Genomic DNA, 17,889 nt, shown 5'->3' with positions numbered 1-17,889 from the left:
GTCCTTCAGTGCTGCGGGAGGTGGCCGACGGCGTCGAGCGCGTCGTCGACGTCGGCCCGGTCGACGGGGCGGCGTGCGGTGACGGTGACCGCGCCGGTGGCGAGGTCGACGTGGACGTCGTCGATGCCGGGCACGGCCCGGACGGCGGCGGCGACGGCGTCGCCGCAGTGGCGGCACGTGAGGCCGGCGATCTCGAAGGTGGCGGTGCCGACGAACGTGCGAGGGGTGTGACGCATTGGGGGCTCCTCGGTGACTTTGCTGTGCGCGTCCAGATTCGTCGCCGGGGTACCGGGTTCGCGCCGGTGAGATCGCCGGGTCGGTCACCGGGATATCGCCGGGTGGCGTGCCTCCCGGCTACCGATGTCGGCGGCGCCGAGGCGCCCGCTAGGCACGATCCGTGTGCGAACTGCGTCCGCGACCACCTGCGGCAGGACTACCGTGCTGCCGTGCTGGCCGGGCGGGACACCGAGCGCGCCGCCGTCGCGACGCTGCTGGACTCCGCACGCGCCGGGGCCGGCGGCGCCCTCGTGGTGCACGGGCTGCCCGGCGTGGGCAAGTCCGCGCTGCTCGCCGACACGGCGGACACCGCAAGCGGGATGACGGTGCTGCGCACCCGGGGCGTGGAGTCGGAGTCGCCGCTGCCGTTCGCGGCGCTGCACCGGCTCCTCCACCCGGTCCTCGACCGCGTCGGTTCGCTGCCGACGCCGCAGTCGCGGGCGCTGCGGGCCGCGTTCGGCGAGACCGAGGACGGCGCAACGGACCGGTTCCTCGTCTTCCTCGCCGTGCTGAGCCTGCTCTCCGCCGAGGCGGACTCGGCGCCGGTGCTCGTCGTGGTGGACGACGCGCACTGGCTCGACGACGCGTCCGCGGCGGCGCTGCTGTTCGCGGCCCGGCGCGTGCCGGAGGAGTCGGTCGCCGTGCTCTTCGGGGCGCGCGACGCCGACGAGCGCACCTTCGACTCCGGCGACCTCCCGACCCTCGAGCTGGCCGGCATCGACGACGCCGCGGCGGCCGCCCTGCTGACCGAGCGGTCGGGCTCTGCCGTGCCGGCCGACGTGAGCGAGCGGCTGGTCGGCTCCACCGGCGGCAACCCGCTCGCCCTGGTGGAGCTGGCCGGGATCCTCTCCCCCGCCCAGCTCACCGGTCGGGAGCCGCTGCCTGCCGAGCTGCCGCTGACCACCGGCGTCGAGCGTGCGTTCCTCGACCGCTACCGCCGGCTGCCCGCCGGCGCACAGACGTACCTGCTGGTCGCCGCCGCGGACGACTCGGGCGGGGTCGACGTGGTGGAGCGGGCGGCGCGGGCGCTGGACGCCCCGGCCGACGCGCTCGAAGCCGTCGAGCGCTCCGGGCTGCTGCAGGAGGTGGGCGACCGGCTGGAGCTGCGGCACCCGTTGGTGCGGTCGGCCGTCTACGCGGCGGCCACCGGTCGGCGACGCCGCCGGGTCCATGCGGCGCTGGCGGAGGCCCTGACCTCCCCGGCGGACGCGGACCGGCGGGCGTGGCACCGGGCCGCGGCCGCGGACGCGCCCGACGCGGCCGTGGTGGCCGAGCTCGACGCCGCGGCCGAGCGGTCCCGGGCCCGGGGCGGGCTGGAGGCGGCGGCCGCCGCGTGGGAGCGGGCGGCGGAGCTCAGCGTCGACCCGGCGGGCCAGTCCGGCAGGCTGTACGCCGCCGCCCGCGCCGCCTGGCTCGCGGGTCAGGCGTCACGGGCGCGGCGGCTGGTCGACGCGGCGATCCCCGGCGCGGCGGAACCCGGGGTGCGCGCGGACATGGTCCGGCTGCGTGCCCGGATCGAGTGGAACACCGGCTCCCTGCCGCTGGCGCACCGGATGATCATGGACGGCGCCGCGAGGGTCGCTCCGCACGACGTCGACCGGGCGCGCGAGATGGCGATGTTCGGGGCCGCCGTCGCGTCCTTCGGCGGGAGCTCCGGCGTCGACGTCGACCCGGTGGACCTCGCCTTCCCGGACCTGGCGACCACGGCCAGGACGCGGTGCTTCGCCGACCTGCTGCTCGGGCTGACCCGTGCTGCCGAGGAGGACTGGGCCGCCGCGACGCCGCACCTGCGCGGCGCCCTGACGACGACCGAGACCCTGCAGGACGAGGACCTCGACCTCCTGCCCAACCTCGGGATCGCGGCGATGCACCTGGGCGACGACGGCGCCGTGCGGCACCACCACGACCTGCTGCTGGCTCGCGCCCGGAGCACGGGCGCCATCCTCATGGTCGTGTACTCGCTCGTGCGCAAGCCGTTCGCGGACGTCCCCGGCGGCCGGTGGCGCGAGACGGAGTCGGGGATGTCCGAGGCGCTGCAGCTGGTCCAGGCCTCGGGTCATCCGGGCTTCGCCGCCATGCCGCTCGCCTGGTCGACGCTGCTCGCCGCACTGCGGGGCGACGGCACCTTCGCCGAGCGGCTCGCGCGGGCGGAGGGGACGGCGGCGACCCACCCGACCGGGATCCTCGGTGGTGCCGCGGCCGACGTCGTGCGCTGGGCACGCGGCGTGGAGTCGGCGGCGCACCCGGACGTCGCCCTGCGTCATCTCGCGGCGATCGAGCACGGGGTGGTGGCCCGGATGGCGGCGACGGACCGGCTCGAGGCCGCGGTACGCGCGGGGCGTGCCGATCTCGCCCAGCAGTGGGTGCGGGACCTCGAGGTCTACGCAGCGGGGGTCGACCAGACGTGGGCCGTTGCGGCCGCCGCCCACGGCCACGCGCTGCTCGCCGAGGGTGAGGACGCCGACCGGTGGTTCGAGCAGGCGCTCGTCCACCACGCCGGCTCCACGCGCGCCGTCGACCGGGCACGCACGGAGCTGGCGTACGGCGAGCATCTCCGGCGGTCACGACGCAGGGTCGACGCGCGTGCGCACCTGCGCGCGGCCGCCGGGATCTTCGAGGAGATCGGCGCGGGGCCGTGGCTGGACCGGGCCGCGGGCGAGCTGCGCGCCTCGGGCGAGACGGCCCGCCGGCGTGCCACGGCCGCACCGGTGGAGCTGACGCCGCAGGAGCGGCAGGTCGCCACCCTGGTGGGCGAGGGCCTGTCGAACCGCGAGGTCGCGGCCCAGCTCTTCCTCAGCCCGCGCACCATCGACTTCCACCTGCGCAACGTCTTCACCAAGCTGGGCGTCGCGTCCCGGACGGAGCTGACGCGCACTCTGACGAGCCCGTGAAGACAGCCAGCACGGTGCATCCTGGGTAGTGGATGGACTTGCCTGAACTAGGCACGCTGGGAAGGGAGCCGTCGATGAAGACCGTGGGCGTTGTGGACGACGCCGGAGCTCGTCGCGCCGAAGAAGCACGCGCGCGCTTCGCGGCTGCCCGGGTCGCCCGGCTCGCCTCGCTCACCCCCGCAGGCGAGCCGCACATCGTGCCGGTGACGTTCGCGGTCGACGGCGACGTCGTCTGGTCCGCCGTCGACGACAAGCCCAAGTCGACCCGCCGCCTGCAGCGGCTCGCCAACATCGCCGCCCACCCGGCGGTGAGCCTGCTGGTCGACCGCTACGACAACGACTGGTCGGCGCTCTGGTGGGTCCGGGCGGACGGACCGGCAAGCATCACGGACCTGGCCGATACAGCTGAGGTCCACGCCGCACTCACGGAGCTGGCAGCGAAGTACCCGCAGTACGCCGAGGTGCCGCCCGCCGGCCCCCTCATCCGCATCGGAGTGACGTCGTGGCACGCGTGGAGCGCGAGCGACCCGACACGCGAGATCAGGAGGCGCGCTTCGCCTCGGCAACCCGCTTGATCCAATCGGGTGTCTCACGGCCCAGACGGCGATCGGTGTCGATACGCAGCTTGGCGGCCGACACCTCCTTGCGGGTGACCACGAACGGCTCGAGGTGAGCGTCGTCCTCCATCGGACGCGGACTGTAGGCGGTGGTCATCGGTCACCTCCCTCGTTGATCGCTTGAGGCTCGTTGCCAACAAGGTACCCGCTGCCGGTCGAGACGTCTCCGGCGCCGTCCGCACATGGCACGAACGGCTGCTCGTCGCGGACCCTGAGCGACCGCGCGGGCCTTGGGTGAGCACCGGGGGAAGTCGGGGACGCCGCCGTGCCACGTCGAGGACCGGCGACGCCGCGACGGCCGGCGACGCCGCACCGTCCCGGCGGCCACCGCCGTCGCGAGCAGGGCTAGGGCGCCGGCGAGCCACGGCAGCGACTGCACCCCGAGCCGGTCGACGGCGCCGCTGCCGGCCGCCGCCCCGAGGGCGACGCCGAGGTTGAACACGACCGGGATGGTCGTCCCGGCGACCGTGCGGAGCGCGGGACCCGCGGCGCGCATGATGACGGTCTGAGCGAGCGGCATGGCGGCCCCGCTGACCAGGCCCCAGATCGCCACGATCGCCACGTCGGCGCCCGCCGAGGTGCCCACGGCCGCGAGCGCCAGGAGCGCCCCGGCGAGCAGGGCGGCGTCGACGAGGAACACCCGCCGGGGACCCAGGTCCGCGACGCGTCCCACGACGACGACCGCGAGCCCGGAGGTCACCCCGAACACCAGCAGCAGCACGCCCAGGTCCACCGCCGACCTGGCGAGGACCGCGGTGACGAACGTGAAAGCCGCGAGGTGCCCGGCCGCGAGCATCCCGCCGGCGGCGGCGAGGTGGACGACGGCGCGGGCCGCGCCCGGTTCTGCCCCCGCCCTCGCCGCCGGGTTCCCGGGCGTCTCGCCACCTTCCAGCGTGCCCGGCACGACGAGCAGCGCGACGGCGAGCGTCCCGGCAGCGCTGAGCGCCGCAAGGACGACGAAGGCGGCGCGCCAGTCCCACAGCTGGGCGACGGCGTTGGCGGCCGGCACGGCGAGGACCGTCCCGAGGGTGCCGCCGCCGAGCACGACCGCGACGGCCCGCCCGAGCCGGTGCTCCGGGACGATGGCCGCGGTGTGCGCGTTGACGGTGGCCCAGAGCAGCCCGCAGGCCGCCGCGGCGACGAGGCGCGTGCCGAGCGCGGCCGCGAAGGTCGGCGCCAGCGCGGTGCCCAGGCTCGCGCCCCCGAACACGACGAGCGCGGCCGCCACCGTGCGCCGTCGGTCCCGCCCGGCCATGAGCCGGACGAGCGGGAAGCTCGCGAGCACGACGACGACCGCCCACAGCGAGACGAGCAGGCCCACCTGCGGCACCGGCACGCCCAGGTCGGCCGCCATGAACGGCAGCACCGCGGTCGGCAGCATCTCGCCGGAGACGACGACGAACGTCACCGCGGCGAGGACCAGCAGGCTCCGCCACGGCACGCCTGCACCGACGTCGACCGCGGGCCGCGGCCCGGTGGAGAGGGATGACGTGTCCATGACGAGGACGCTAAACTCTCACATCAGTGTGAAGGTCAACCCCCCTTCTCGAGGAGACGACGTGAAGATCGGCGAGCTCTCCCGCCGGACCGGCGTGGCGACCCGACTGCTGCGCTACTACGAGGAGCAGGGACTGCTGAGGCCGGAGCGGTCCGGGAACGGCTACCGCGCCTACACCGAGGCCGACGTCGAGCTCGTCGACCGCATCGCCCTGCTCATCCGGTCCGGGGTGCCGACGCGCCTCGTGAGCGTGCTCCTCGACCTCGAGGGCGAACGAGCCCCGGAGCTCGCCGCCACCTGCACCGCCGACGTCGCGCAGCTGCTGGTGGCCGAGCTGACCCAGCTGGACGCACGCATCGACTGCCTGACGCGCACCCGGCAGACGATCCTCGGCTTTCTCGCGCGCACCGAGCACGCGGCGCTGGTGGCTCAGTAGTAACCCGAGGACGCGAGACCGATCAGGATCAGGACGCTGAGGACGATCGCGCAGATCCCGACGATCAGGGCCGCCTTGGAGACGCCGAGGTTGCTCGCCCGCCCCTGCAGCGCGGCAGCCTTGCCCTTCTGCGCCAGGACCACCCCGACGACCCCGCCGGCGAGTCCGAGGAGCGGCACCCAGGACAGCACGACGCCGGCGATGGCGGCGACGAGGCCGATCGTGCCGAGGTTGTCCCGCGACGCCCCGACCGGGCCGGGAGGCCGCACCGTGGCGTCCCCGGTCGGATACGGGACCTGCCCGCCACCGGCCGGGTACGGGGTCGGTCCGGTCCTGCCCGTGGGGCCGGGCACGGGGTTCGGGCCGGGCGCGGGGTTGGGGCCGGCCGTGGGGTCGGGTCCGAACGGCCCTTCGGTCGGGGGCGGGAAGTGCGGTCGGTCCGTGCTCATGACGTTCCCCTTCGGACGGTGCTCTCAGAGCGGGTCGCTGACGACGTCGTGCCCCGTGCTGACCCAGTCGCTCCAGTCGTGGTCGTACCACCGGAACGGGAACCGGTGCGTGGGGTCGCGGTACCAGCCCGGCTCGACGCCGGCGCCGTCGTTCGCCGTGAGGAGCTGCTCGATCTGGCGGGCGGGCAGGTTGTACAGGTCCTGCCGGTTCGCGAGGGCCCGCAGCAGCTGCAGCGCCGCGCCGCGGTGCACCTCCTTGGCGAGCGCCTCCTCCAGCCGGGCGACCGTCGCCAGCTGCTCGTCGAGGGACATCGACGGCCGGTGCACGCGCTCGGCGAGGTCGTTGACGTAGGTCAGCGGCACCGGTGGCGGCGCCGGGAGGGGGTCCGGCAGGGCGGCGGACCGGGGGGCGCGGGCGACCGCGTCGGCGATCTCGAACGCCGCCTCGGCGCTGGGGCTCGAGTAGTCGACGATGTGGATGGCGGCCACCTCGCGGGGCAGCACGGCCGTGGGCACGGGCCGGATCATGACCGGGAGCAGCGACTTGCCGAGCGCACGGGCGTAGCCGCGCTCGACGGAGCCGGCCTCGGACTCCAGCAGGGCCGGGGAGACCGCCACGAGGACGACGTCGCAGGCCTGCAGCTGCCGGAGGATCTCGTCCCACCACTGCTGTCCGCCGGTGAGCCGGTCGTCGATCCAGACCTGGTGGCCGAGGCGGGCGAGCCCGTCGCGCAGCCGCTGCACGAGCTCCTTGTCCGGCCGGGCGTAGCTCATGAAGATCTTGCGGGCGGTGGTGGCGGCCGCCTCGGTGGCCGGGGCCCGCATGCTCTCAGTCATCGCCGGCCCCCGAGGTGGTGCGCCCCAGTGCCAGGTCGGCGGGTCCGAGGCCGACGTCGTCCCGCGCGGGACGATCTCGAGCGACGTCCATGTCCGCCTCCGTCGGTTGGTCGAATTGTACGAGCCGATCCCCGTGCTCAGAAGGGGTTCCGGCCGCGGAAGGCTGTGGACGCTCCTGCCCGAGGACCTCCGCCAGTGCCGCGGCGAGCGCGGCCCCGTCGATGACGGGCACGACCCTCGTCAGCGGCGACGCCGCGATCGCGCGGGCGTCGGCGTCGGTGTCGGCGACGTCTCCAGCGGTGCCGGCGGCAGCTCCGGTGTGGACCGCGGCCGCGGCGACGGCGTCCGCGAGGCGACCGGTCCCGGCGGCGACGACGACCGGGCGGCCACGGGCGATGCTGCGGGCGGCGTCGGCGGCGGCGATGGCGCCGCCGTTGAGGAGGAGGGTCACCGACGGCCGAGGCCCGGCGAGCAGCGCCGCGACCCGGTCGAGCCAGCGGGACTCGTCGCCCCAGTCCTCGCCGGGGACGACGATGACGTGGCTGTGCCGCGGCTCGGTGTCGAACGCCCCGGGACGCTGCGGCTCCCCGGGCAGGACGACCGTCCCCGCGGCGACCACACCGACGAGCGGGAAGGCCGATGCCGCGGCCGTCCGTGCCTGACCCATGGCGCGCATGACGCCGGTGTCGGTGCCGCCGTCGACGACGACGCCGTCGTTGGCGACGACGAGCGGGACGACGTGGTCGGTCAGCAGCGAGGTGACGGCGTCGAGCGCATCCGCGTCCATGCCGCCGGCCCCACCGACGAGGACGACGACGGCGCGACCGCCGACCTCGACGACGTCGCCGAGCGCGGCGCCCAGGTCCGCCGTCACGGCCACGCGGCGCACCACGGCCGTCATCGCCGGGCTCCCCCGCCGGCAACCTGCTGCGGCAGCAGGTCGTCGAGCTCGTCCAGGACCGCCGCCAGCCCGGCTCGCACGGCGTCGTCCTCCTGCCCGGCGACGGCGTCGCGCAGGTCCTGCACGGTGGTACCGAGCCGCCAGGCGACGGCTCCCTCCAGGGCCACCGCGGCCGCGAGCTCGCGGGCGGCGGCGACGTCGCCGCGCTGGAAGGCCATCGACAGCATCGTCGAGCGGACCCACTCGTCGCCCGAGCCGCGCGCGAGGGTGCGCCGGCAGGCCGCCATGGTCACGGCCTGGACGTCGGCGGCCAGGGCGGCGTCGCCGTCGGCGCCCCGTGCCCGGTAGAGCAGCGGCAGGTTGCTGGCCGGGTAGTAGTCGTTCAGGTCGGCCTGCGTGCCCCGCTCGTAGGCGTCGATCGCCAGGTCGAGGTACCGGCGGCGCTCGGCGGCGTCGGTCGCCTCGCGCCAGAGCTGCTTGTACCGGCCGCCGAGCAGCCCGAGCCGTTCCGACGTCTCGCCGTGCCGCTCGATGACGGCGACGAGGCGAGCGGCGGCCCCTGCGACGTCGCCGCTCTTGGCCAGGGCGAGGCACTGCTGCTCGAGCACGAGGGGGTGCTCGGCGACGGCGCGCGGCAGCGTGGCGATGTAGTCGAGCACGGGCCGCCACCCGACGAGGTCGCGCAGCACCCGCAGCAGGAGCAGGGCGTCGGCGTGCCGGACGGTGTTCTTGTGCCCGTGCCGTTCGACCACCTCCAGCGCCCGGTCCCGGCGCTCGACCGCGGACGCGAGGTAGGCGGTCCGCACGTCGGCGTCGAAGGCCATGAGCTCGTCGGCGAGATCGGCGAACGCGGGGAACTTCGCACGGTCGACGGTCGAGGGGTACCCGGGGACGGCGGTGTACACCGGCGAGATCCCCTCCGTGAGCGGGCCGAGACCCGCCGCCAGGGCCGCTCTGGCCCGGTCGGCCGCCTCCGACGGCAGGGCGCCGTCGTCCAGCGGGTAGCGGACCTGGCGCATCTGACCGATGTCGAAGACTGGCTGCGCCCACTCGGCGGCGACGAGGACGCAGCCGACCCGGCTGGCGGCGTGGCGGACCCCGACCTCGTAGTACACGTTGGCGTTCGGCAGGGAGACGTCGGCGACGACGAGGTCCCCGAGGACGAGGCGCTGGATCATCTCGGTGATGATGAGCGCTCCGACGTCGGCGTCGGCCCGGATCGGGCGGTAGCCGAGATCGGCGAGGACCGGCCGGTAGACGCGGAACCACAGCAGGTCGAAGTCGACCTGGGAGGGCACGTGCGCCTCGCCGCGGCCGGTGGGCTTGCGGTTGAAGGGCATGACCATGAAGGCGACCGGCTCCGGCAACGCTGCACCTCCGCCCGGGGTGCGGGCGGGCCGCGCCGTCGCGGCCCGACGTTGAGTCCACGATCTACCCGCGGGCGGCGCGTGGCAAGAGTGCCGGCCTCAGCGCCGGGCGGCGGTGACGCGGTAGAGGAGCCGGGCCGGCAGCATGCGCACGAGGGCGGCGGTGACCTTGGCGTCGCGCCCCACGAGCACCCGCGGCCGGGGCCGACGGTCCGTCACGGCGGCGGTGATCGCGCGGGCGACCAGCTCCGGGGCGGCGCCGTGCCTTGCGTTTCGCGTCGCGGACGCTCGGGCGCTCTCGGCCTGGCGGCCGTAGCGGCCGAGCCCGGTCGGCAGACCCGCGGTGAGCTGGTCGCCGCTGCTGAGACCCCGCTGCCAGATCGGGGTGGCGATCACGCCGGGCTCGACCAGGACGACGCGGATCCCGAACGGTGCCAGCTCGGCGCGCAGCGTGTCCGTCAGGCCGACGAGCCCGAACTTCGCCGCGTGGTACGGCCCGAGCACCGGCCCGGCGATGCGGCCGCCGATGGAACCCAGCATGACGATGCGCGGCTCGTCGCCCGCCTCGCGTGCCTGCCACAGCGCCGGCATGACCGCCTGCGTCACCGCGAGCTGCCCCACGAGGTTGATGTCGAGCTGGCGCCGGAGCACCTCGACCGGCAGCAGCTCGAGCGGTCCGGGCAGGGCCGCCCCGGCGTTGTTGACGACGGAGTGCAGCGCCCCGGCGGCGCAGACCTCCTCGCCCACGGCCCGCACGGAGTCGTCGTCGAGGAGGTCCATGTGGAGCGTCCGCACCTTGCCGGGGTGCTCAGCCCGGAGCCGCTCGGCGTCGGCCGCCTGGCGCACCGTCGCCCACACCCGGAACCCGGCCCGGACCAGGTGCGCGACGGCGGCGTGGCCGATACCTGTCGACGCGCCCGTGACCAGGACGACCCGTGAGCCGGCGGCTGTCATCGCCCAATTCTGCTCCCGCCCGCCATCGACCGTCCCGGGAACCGGCCGGCGCCGCCCGTCACGACGACGCTCCCGCCCGGCGGCGACCGTCCCCGGGACCGGCGGTCGCCGACCATCACGACGAGCCCCCACTGGTACCGCGTTGACGCGCGCCGGTGCGGGCGACAGCATGCCCTGCGTGCCCTACGAGTTCGACGCGCCGCTGTGGGTCTGGGACGCCCGGCAGGCCGACACGTGGACGTTCGTCTCCCTCCCCGAGGAGGTCGCGGACGAGATCGACGAGCTGATGGCCCGGTTCGCCCGCGGCTTCGGCTCGGTGCGGGTCGAGGTCACCGTCGGCGGAACGACGTGGCGCACGTCGATCTTCCCGAGCAAGCAGGAGCGCACGTACATGCTGCCGGTGAAGCAGGCGGTCCGGCGCGCGGAGCGGCTCGAGCCCGGCGACGTCGTCCACGTGCGGCTCGATCTGGTCGACGCACACTGAGCTCCCCCGCGGTCCCGAGGCGGTTCAGGGCCCAGGGTCAGGCGGTCGCACGCACCGGGCAGTCCATCGTCAGCCGCAGCTCGCCGGCGAAGCGGCCGAGGCCGCGGCGGTCGGTCGTGTAGGCGAGCACCTCCCGGCCCGCGAGCAGGTCGGCGATATGCGCGGCGGCGGGGTCCGACCCGTCAACCGCGGCCCGCGCGAGCCGCTCCAGGTCGGGCCGCTCCCCCACGAAGTGGCACGGCACGTCCAGCCCGCGCAGGTGCTCGAGCTCCCAGACGACGTTCGCGCTCGGCTCGGAGACGTCGACGAGGCAGGCGTCCGCCGCCGCGGCGAGACGGCGGACGGTCTCCTGCCAGATCGGCGTGGCCACCGTCAGGACGACGAGGCGCGGCGCCAGGATCTTCTTCTCCATCTGCCGCAGGACGGCGAGCGCGCGGTCGACGTCGGACGAGCCGGTCGCCCGCAGGCGCACGTTCGCCCTGGCCCACGTCTCGGCCTGCGACCACGAGGAGACCGCCACGACCAGCGGCATCAGCACGAGCACACCGAACATCACGACCATCGCGACGATCGTCGCCTGCCCGAGGAGGGCGATGGCGACGACCGAGACGAAGAAGGCCCCGGACGCGTCCCACGTCAGCTCGACGGCGGGCCGCGGGACGAGCGGGAAGGTCATCGTCCCGTCGAGGTCGAACGGCGCGAGGAGTGCCTCGACGCCGCCCTGGTCGTACAAGAGGAACCCCGAGACGGCCGCGACGACGACGGCGACGAGGAAGGCGCGCCGCCAGACGACCGCGAGGGCGCGCGGGACGCGAGCCGCGAAGCGACCGGCGGAGAACAGGCCGCTGGTCGCCGTCGAGAGGCCGACGGGCACGAGGCGTGCGTCGTCGAGGGAGACGAGGCGCCACCGCCCGCCGAGCGAGCGGCGGGCGGCACCCGTGACGGCGGCCATGGACGCGTCGTCGCGGAAGCGCCGCAGGTAAAGGACCGTGGCGCGCCGGCCGCGCACGAGCCGGCGCCCGTACCGCAGCCCCAGCACCATGACCGCGCCGGCGGCGAGCCAGAGCCCGAGCGCACGCCCCGGACCGAGGGGCAGCTGCTCGGGGTCGCGCTCGCTGCCGAACTGCCACGCCGCGAGGACGAACCCCAGGGCGACGAACGCGACGGTCGCCACCAGGCCCGCGGCGTAGAGCAGCCCGCCGGCCACGACGGCGACCGGCCGCAGCGCCCGCGGGACCACGTGCCGGTGCGGGTGGACGTCGACGATGACGATCGGCGGCACGACGACCTCCTCCCGCACGGACGACGCCGCTGGCAGAAACGGTAGACCTCGCCGGCGGCCGGCATCGCCTCGCGGGCGGGTTCAGTGTTCCTCGCTGCCGTCGCGGGCGGGTTCAGCGTTCCTTGCTGCCGTCGCGGGCGGGTTCAGCGTTCCTCGCTGCCCTCGCGGGCGGGGCTAGCTTTCCTCACTGCCCTCGCGCGCCCGCTGGGTGTAGTGGCTCCCTGCCGACACCCGGGCGAAGGACTCGGCGAGGATGCCCTCCAGAACGGCGAGGTCCACCTGCTCGAGGTCCTTGATGTACAGGCAGCCGACACCTGTCGTGTGCGGGCCGAGCTGCCCCAGCGCCGTCGCGTGCGCGCCGACGCCGTCCGGGAGGTAGATCGACGTCGCCGCCTTGCGCGGCGCGAACGCCGAGGCCGCGGCGTCGCCCTCGCGTCCGCTGTCGTAGCGGTAGTGGTACGTGCCGAACCCGACGATCGTGCCGTGCAGCTCCGGCTCGAGCCCGGTCACGCGCTGGAAGAGCTCGACCAGGGTGCGCGCGTCCCGCGCCCGCTTCGCCGGCGTGACGCCGTCGAGGAATGCGGCGACTGTGTTGTCCATGTGCCCAAGTCTGCCCGAGCGGCGGGTGCACGGGCGCTCCCGGCTCGTGCCCTCCGGACTGTCGCAGCCTCCCGAGCGGCGCGTGCACGCGCGCTCCCCGGCTCGTCCTCTCCCGACCGTCGCAGGGTTCCGACCTACGGCGTGGAGGACGTCGGCCACTCCCGCACCGTCGCGGCGATCCGCTCGCGGATCACCCGGTCGTGCAGGGCCGGTTCGTCGTCGCCGTCGGCCTCGGGCTCCTCGGCGGCCCGGGCGGGATCGAGCAGACGACGCATCCCGGTGCGCAGCACCCGCTGGTCGATGGCGGTGCTGCCGCTGAGCGTCAGCAGCGCGGCGCCCTGGTCGAGGGCGGTGAGCAGCGCTCCGACCTCCTCCGGCGGCATGGTCTCCGACTCGGGCCGGGACTGCGCCGCGACCGCGGCGTACCCGGCGGCCAGCGCCTGCATCCGCGTCTGCAGCTGCGCGGCCAGGTCGACGTCGCGCGCCGCCGTCGCGATGAACTCCAGCGTGGCCAGCGCGAAGCCCTTGACGGCCTCCTGGATCTCCTCGGTCGGGACGGCCCCCGCCCCGCCCTGCGGCGACGACTCGAAGACGTCCCAGCCGCCGTCGGCGCTCGCCGCCTGCAGGTTCGCGTCCATCACCTCGAGGAACAGCGCGGCCTTGCCGGTGAAGTTCGAGTACACCGCCCCCTTGGAGAACCCCGCCTCACGCGCGATGACGTCCAGGCGCGCGCCGTGGTAGCCGTCCCGGGCGAAGACGGCCCGCGCGGCGAAGACCAGCGCCTCGCGCGTCTGGCGCTGACGGTCCTGGCGCGAGATGGGTGCGGGAAGCCGGGCCATCCACCCAGCATAGGGAGGTTCCAGCTCTTGACGTACCCCAGGTATCCGAATACTTTCAGTATCGACATACTCACGGTATCTCGGAGAAGCCTCATGAACGCTCACGACGTCCTGCGCGTCACCGGCCTCACGCGCCGCTTCGGCAGCGTGGTGGCCAACGACGACGTCTCGCTGCGGGTCCGCCCCGGCGAGGTGGTGGGACTGCTCGGCCACAACGGCGCGGGCAAGACCACGCTCATCTCGCAGGTGGTCGGGCTGCTCCGCCCGGACGCCGGCACCATCCGGGTCGGGACGGTCGACGCCGTGCGCAACCCCGCCGCGGCGCGCCGGCACGTCGCCCTCCAGCCCCAGGCGCAGGCCCCTCTCGACGGCCTCACGCCGCGCGCCGCCGTCGAGATCGCGGGCCGGATCCGCGGCCTGAGCCAGGCCCGAGCGCGGGCGGCGGCCGAGGCGCTCGGGGCGGAGCTCGACATCGAGCCGTGGCTGGACCAGCGTGCCCAGCCCGAGGGCGGCGGCCTGTCCGGCGGCGTCCGGCGCCTGACCGCCTTCGCCATGGCCGTCGCCGCCCCCACCCCGGTCCTCGTGCTGGACGAGCCCACGAACGACGTCGACGCCGCCCGCCGCCGGCTCCTGTGGGCGGCCGTGCGCCGTCGCGCCGACGCCGGGGCCGGCGTCCTGCTCGTCACCCACAACGTCACGGAGGCCGAACGGATCGTCGACGACCTCGTCGTGCTCGACCGCGGCCGCGTGGTCGCCACCGGCTCCCCCGCCCGGCTGCGCGGCACCCAGGACTCGGCCCTCCGTCTCGAGCTGCAGCTCGCGCCCGACGGCGAGGACCCGACGACGGACGACGCCACCGTCCCGCTGACGCCGCTGCGGCGCACGCGGGCGGGACGGCGGGTCCTGCTCACCATCCCGACCGACCAGGCCGCCGCCGCAGTCACCTGGGCGGGCGCCCTGCGCGAGCGCGAGCGCATCGACGGCTACAGCCTCGGCCCGGCCACCCTCGAGGACGCCTACCTCTCGCTCACCTCCCCGGCGCCCGACGGCGCATCCGACGGAGCACCCGAGCCCACCACGTCCCGGACGGAGTCCGCCCATGTCTGAGTCGCTCGCCCCGGCAACCACAGCCCGACCGGCCGAGCCGCTGGCGCCGTCCGCGGCGCCCTGGTGGACCTCGTACCGGACGCTCCTGCGCTGGCAGGTCGCTCAGATCGGCGCCCTGCTGCCGCTCGTCGTCATCGTCCAGTTCCTCCTGGCGGGCGGGATCATCATCGGGTTCGGCTTCCTGATCCCGGACATCGACCCGGCGACGGCGCTGTTCCTGTCCACCGGGGCACCCACCGTCCTGCTCCTGACGATCGGGCTGGTGCTGGTCCCGCAGGGCGTGGCCCGGGCCCGCACGGACGGCACGTTCAACTACATGCGCTCGCTCCCCCTGCCCCGCCCGCTCCTGCTGGCCGCCGACCTCACGATCTGGCTGCTCATCGGGATGCCGAGCGTGGCGGTCGGGGTACTGGTCGCCCAGCTGCGCTACGACCTCGCACTCGCCTTCGACTGGCCGCTGCTGATCGCCGCGACGGTCCTCGTCACGGTCATGGCGACGGCGGTCGGCTACGCGATCGCCGTGGCGCTCCCGCCGATGCTGGCCCAGCTCGTGACCCAGGTGCTCGTCTTCTTCGTCCTGCTGTTCTCCCCGATCACGTTCCCCGCCGGCCAGCTCCCGGGATGGTTCCAGACGGTGCACGACGTCCTGCCCGTGCGGGCCGGCGCGGACCTGCTCCGGGCGGGCCTGGCCTCGGACACCTTCACCGCGTCCGGCCGCGACCTGGTGGTCTTGGCGCTGTGGTGCCTCGCCGGCCTCGCGATCACGCTCCGGGCGCTCGTGCGCCGGCAGTGAGCGGGCAAGGGCCGGCCTCGCTTCGGGCGCCGCTCAGGTCGACGCGGCCCTGGTCAAGGTGAGCGGGCACGGGTCGGCCGCCCTCCGGGTGCCGCTCACGGCGACGCGGCCGTGGTCAACGTGAAGTCGCGGGAGTAGTCGCTGTCCTGAACGACCAGGCGCAGACCCTTGGCCGGGTCGTCCCCGACCTCGAACCCCACCCGGCCCCGGCTGCGCTGCCCGGGCTCGGGATAACGGGCCTCGACCGAGAAGCAGGTCTTCTGCTCGTAGGGCTGGCGATCCACCTCGAGCTGGTCGTAGACCCAGTCCCCGTGCTCGCGCAGCTCGCCCAGGTTGTTCGCGAGCTCGGACGTAATCACCACCTCCCACCTGCCGTCCTCACGGGCCTGGGCGAACACGTCCGTGACGGTGAAGTCCAGCGAACCGGCATCGCCCTCGTCCACCCGGCCGGACGCCGTCGCGCCCGGCCCCAGCAGCCGGGTCCAGCCGTCGTCCGCGTCCGGGCAGCTGGCCAGCACGGCCGTCTCGCCGTCGCCACCACCGGTGTCCGGCCGGAGGAGCAGGACGACGGCCGTCGCGGCCGCGGCCCCCACCAGGACGCCGCCGACCACGAGCGGCCACGCCCGCCGGCGCGGCCGCTCCGCCTGCCGACCACGGAGCACGTCGACCAGGGCGTCGACGTCACGCTGCCAGGTGGCGTCGTCGAGGGAGACGGCCTGCCGGCGGACCAGCGGCACGAGATCGTCCGGAACGTCCGCGCCGCTCGGCAGCGTGGCACCGCCCACCAGTACCGGCACCACCCGGAGCGAGCGCGCCAGCGCACCGGCGACCTCGCGGCGCACGTAGTCCTGCGGGTCGGTCAGCCGCGGGCGCCCGTCGGCATCCCGCGCGGAGAGCCAGCGCGGCCCGATGACGACGAGCACGGCGTCGCTGCGTCCGATCGCCTCCGCGATGGCGGCGTCGAACTCGCTGCCCGCCTGGATCCCGGCCACGTCGATGAAGACGTCGGACCGTCCCAGGCGTCGACGCAGCCCGTCGGCGAGCCGGCCGGCGTGGGCGGCAGTGTCCTCGCGCCGGTAGCTGAGGAAGACGCGCATGTCGCACCAGCCCCTCACGCGTACGCACAACTATCCCGCCGTCACCGCGGCCTCGGCAAGGGCTGGACCGGACCTCGGGCCGGCGGCTCAGTAGGCGACCATCCCGCACCAGAACTGCGTCCCGGCGGTGGTGTCGACGTCGTACGTGCGCACGAGGTCCAGCCGTCCGTCGTCCCTGATGCGGAACACGGTCAGCCGCGCCGGGACGGTACGGACGCGGCGGCGACGCTGCACGAGCATCGGCGCGACGCTCGCGGTCACGAGCATGCGCCCGTCGGGGTGCAGCGCGAACGTGCGCACGTGGAAGCTCTCGGTGTCGGCGTTCTGGATCCGTCTCGGCCGGCCGCTCTCCCGGTCGATGCGGAACACCGCGATGCTGTTCTCCCCGCCGGCGAACACCTGCTGACCGTCGACCTCGGTGGTGGCGTCGGCGCGGTTGGCGAGGTAGACGTGGCGCCCGTCGTCGGCGACGTGGATCGGTCCGGCCACCTGGCCGGGCAGCTGGGGCGACGACGGCGAGCGCAGCGTGCTGAGGCTGTACGACGGCGACTCGGCCAGCGTGCCGGCGCGCAGCCGGAAGACGCTCAGCTCGTTGGCGCGCTCGTCCGAGACGTACGTCCAGCGCCCGCGCGGGTCGAAGTCGACGTGGCGCGGGCCGAATCCGACGCCGCCGTCGGGGGCGATGGAGCGCTCGTCGAGCAGCCGGCCGTCGACGAAGTCGAACACCTTCAGCGCGCCCGGGTCCTCGGGTGTGGTGTCGGTGGCGTCGTTGCCGCGGGTCGGCAGGATCACCGTCCGGTTCGACGGTGTCACCCGGACCTGGTGGGCGTACACGCCCGCGTCGATCGGCTCCGGCTGGACGACCAGCTCGCTGGGCATGCCGTCGTCGATCCGGTAGACCTCCACCCCGCTCGGGTCGTTGTAGGCGGCCAGCAGCCACCTGCCCTCGGCGTCGACGGTGATGTGGATCGGCCGGCTCGGCAGCTCGAGCGGTGCCCCGACGAGCCGCAGGTCGCCCCGGTCGTCGATGCGCAACGTGGCCACGCCGTGCACGGTGCCCGGGTTCGTTCCGGCGCGGTCGCTGTACGCCGCGTACAGCAGCCGCCGTGACGGGTGCGGCCACGCGTACTGGATCGCGGCGGGCAGCGTGACAAACCCTCCAGGCGTCAGCGCGAGAGCCCGGCTGTCGACGTGGTACCGCATGAGCTCCGGTCCGGTGGAGGCGTAGAACGCCACGCGCCGCCGCCGGCCCGGCGGATGGCCGTGGCGCCGGCCCTCAGGCTTCTCGTCCCGGCCCATCAGGCCCGGCACGAGGGCCGCGCCGGCGACCAGGGCGCCGAACTGGCGCCGGTCCAGGGTGAGCTCGTCGAAACTCGTCGGAGAGGACATGCGGCGACCCCCATTACCGCCACGGACACGTCGTTGTGTCCTGGTCCCCTGGACGTTGTCCCGAGGGACTTG

At 74.9% G+C, this 17,889-nt stretch carries 19 protein-coding genes; 6 read left to right on the top strand and 13 right to left on the bottom strand.

Annotated elements, in window-relative coordinates; genetic code table 11:
• Window positions 1-5 precede the first annotated feature (5 nt).
• The gene (locus GD748_RS15135) at window positions 6-236 is read right to left on the bottom strand and encodes a heavy-metal-associated domain-containing protein (protein ID WP_152196050.1); all 231 of its coding nucleotides are present in this window, start codon (window positions 234-236) and stop codon (window positions 6-8) included.
• 210 nt (window positions 237-446) lie between these two features.
• Between GD748_RS15135 and GD748_RS15130 the strand changes: the two genes are divergently transcribed.
• A complete protein-coding gene (locus tag GD748_RS15130; RefSeq protein ID WP_152196049.1) occupies window positions 447-3,167 on the top strand; it encodes an AAA family ATPase in 2,721 nt (906 codons plus the stop codon).
• 74 nt (window positions 3,168-3,241) lie between these two features.
• The gene (locus tag GD748_RS15125) at window positions 3,242-3,742 is read left to right on the top strand and encodes a TIGR03668 family PPOX class F420-dependent oxidoreductase (RefSeq protein ID WP_152196048.1); all 501 of its coding nucleotides are present in this window, start codon (window positions 3,242-3,244) and stop codon (window positions 3,740-3,742) included.
• On the opposite strand, the gene GD748_RS19605 is transcribed toward GD748_RS15125, so the two are convergent.
• On the bottom strand, window positions 3,708-3,881 hold the full coding sequence (locus GD748_RS19605; protein ID WP_193312969.1) for a hypothetical protein: 174 nt from the start codon (window positions 3,879-3,881) through the stop codon (window positions 3,708-3,710). The two genes, GD748_RS15125 and GD748_RS19605, sit on opposite strands and share 35 nt — an antisense overlap.
• A 3-nt stretch (window positions 3,882-3,884) precedes the next feature.
• Window positions 3,885-5,282 (bottom strand): MFS transporter, encoded by a 1,398-nt coding sequence (locus GD748_RS15120; protein ID WP_152196047.1) that lies wholly within the window; start codon window positions 5,280-5,282, stop codon window positions 3,885-3,887.
• Window positions 5,283-5,343: 61 nt separating this feature from the next.
• Between GD748_RS15120 and GD748_RS15115 the strand changes: the two genes are divergently transcribed.
• Window positions 5,344-5,718 carry a MerR family transcriptional regulator gene (locus GD748_RS15115; RefSeq protein WP_152196046.1) on the top strand — a complete coding sequence of 125 codons (375 nt, stop codon included), beginning with the start codon at window positions 5,344-5,346 and terminating at the stop codon, window positions 5,716-5,718.
• On the opposite strand, the gene GD748_RS15110 is transcribed toward GD748_RS15115, so the two are convergent.
• The 5 genes from GD748_RS15110 to GD748_RS15090 form a co-directional block, all read right to left on the bottom strand.
• Entirely contained in the window at window positions 5,712-6,167 is a 456-nt protein-coding gene (locus GD748_RS15110) for a hypothetical protein (RefSeq protein ID WP_152196045.1), read from the bottom strand. The genes GD748_RS15115 and GD748_RS15110 overlap by 7 nt on opposite strands.
• A gap of 24 nt (window positions 6,168-6,191) precedes the next feature.
• Window positions 6,192-7,004 (bottom strand): toll/interleukin-1 receptor domain-containing protein, encoded by an 813-nt coding sequence (locus GD748_RS15105; protein ID WP_152196044.1) that lies wholly within the window; start codon window positions 7,002-7,004, stop codon window positions 6,192-6,194.
• On the bottom strand, window positions 6,997-7,905 hold the full coding sequence (locus GD748_RS15100; RefSeq protein WP_152196043.1) for a hypothetical protein: 909 nt from the start codon (window positions 7,903-7,905) through the stop codon (window positions 6,997-6,999). Before GD748_RS15100 ends, GD748_RS15105 begins: the two co-directional genes overlap by 8 nt.
• A complete protein-coding gene (locus GD748_RS15095) occupies window positions 7,902-9,272 on the bottom strand; it encodes a tetratricopeptide repeat-containing protein (RefSeq protein ID WP_152196042.1) in 1,371 nt (456 codons plus the stop codon). Before GD748_RS15095 ends, GD748_RS15100 begins: the two co-directional genes overlap by 4 nt.
• A 99-nt stretch (window positions 9,273-9,371) precedes the next feature.
• Window positions 9,372-10,226 (bottom strand): SDR family NAD(P)-dependent oxidoreductase, encoded by an 855-nt coding sequence (locus GD748_RS15090; protein WP_152196041.1) that lies wholly within the window; start codon window positions 10,224-10,226, stop codon window positions 9,372-9,374.
• Between the two features lie 169 nt (window positions 10,227-10,395).
• On the opposite strand from GD748_RS15090, the gene GD748_RS15085 reads away from it, so the two are divergent.
• Complete coding sequence (locus GD748_RS15085) at window positions 10,396-10,710, top strand: DUF1905 domain-containing protein (protein ID WP_152814804.1); 315 nt, start codon at window positions 10,396-10,398, stop codon at window positions 10,708-10,710.
• Window positions 10,711-10,747: 37 nt separating this feature from the next.
• Here the strand turns inward: GD748_RS15085 and GD748_RS15080 are convergent, their stop codons facing one another.
• The 3 genes from GD748_RS15080 to GD748_RS15070 form a co-directional block, all read right to left on the bottom strand.
• Window positions 10,748-11,992: a hypothetical protein gene (locus GD748_RS15080; protein WP_152196039.1), complete on the bottom strand. Its 1,245-nt coding sequence runs from the start codon at window positions 11,990-11,992 to the stop codon at window positions 10,748-10,750.
• A 174-nt stretch (window positions 11,993-12,166) separates the two neighbouring features.
• Window positions 12,167-12,592: a DUF1801 domain-containing protein gene (locus tag GD748_RS15075; RefSeq protein ID WP_152196038.1), complete on the bottom strand. Its 426-nt coding sequence runs from the start codon at window positions 12,590-12,592 to the stop codon at window positions 12,167-12,169.
• 134 nt (window positions 12,593-12,726) lie between these two features.
• Entirely contained in the window at window positions 12,727-13,431 is a 705-nt protein-coding gene (locus tag GD748_RS15070) for a helix-turn-helix domain-containing protein (protein WP_152196037.1), read from the bottom strand.
• Window positions 13,432-13,524: 93 nt separating this feature from the next.
• On the opposite strand from GD748_RS15070, the gene GD748_RS15065 reads away from it, so the two are divergent.
• Both GD748_RS15065 and GD748_RS15060 read left to right on the top strand, forming a co-directional pair.
• The gene (locus GD748_RS15065; RefSeq protein ID WP_152196036.1) at window positions 13,525-14,538 is read left to right on the top strand and encodes an ABC transporter ATP-binding protein; all 1,014 of its coding nucleotides are present in this window, start codon (window positions 13,525-13,527) and stop codon (window positions 14,536-14,538) included.
• A complete protein-coding gene (locus GD748_RS15060; protein ID WP_152196035.1) occupies window positions 14,531-15,331 on the top strand; it encodes an ABC transporter permease in 801 nt (266 codons plus the stop codon). The genes GD748_RS15065 and GD748_RS15060 overlap by 8 nt, the downstream gene beginning before the upstream one ends.
• A 95-nt stretch (window positions 15,332-15,426) precedes the next feature.
• Here GD748_RS15060 and GD748_RS15055 read toward each other — a convergent pair whose 3' ends face one another.
• A complete protein-coding gene (locus GD748_RS15055) occupies window positions 15,427-16,428 on the bottom strand; it encodes a toll/interleukin-1 receptor domain-containing protein (protein WP_152196034.1) in 1,002 nt (333 codons plus the stop codon).
• 87 nt (window positions 16,429-16,515) lie between these two features.
• The gene (locus GD748_RS15050; RefSeq protein WP_152196033.1) at window positions 16,516-17,817 is read right to left on the bottom strand and encodes a lactonase family protein; all 1,302 of its coding nucleotides are present in this window, start codon (window positions 17,815-17,817) and stop codon (window positions 16,516-16,518) included.
• Window positions 17,818-17,889: the final 72 nt, after the last annotated feature.

The organism is Georgenia subflava, from assembly GCF_009193155.1.
GTDB classification, from domain to species: domain Bacteria; phylum Actinomycetota; class Actinomycetes; order Actinomycetales; family Actinomycetaceae; genus Georgenia; species Georgenia subflava.
Note: the sequence above shows the minus strand (reverse complement) of the source record. Positions and strands in the feature narration are given on the sequence as shown.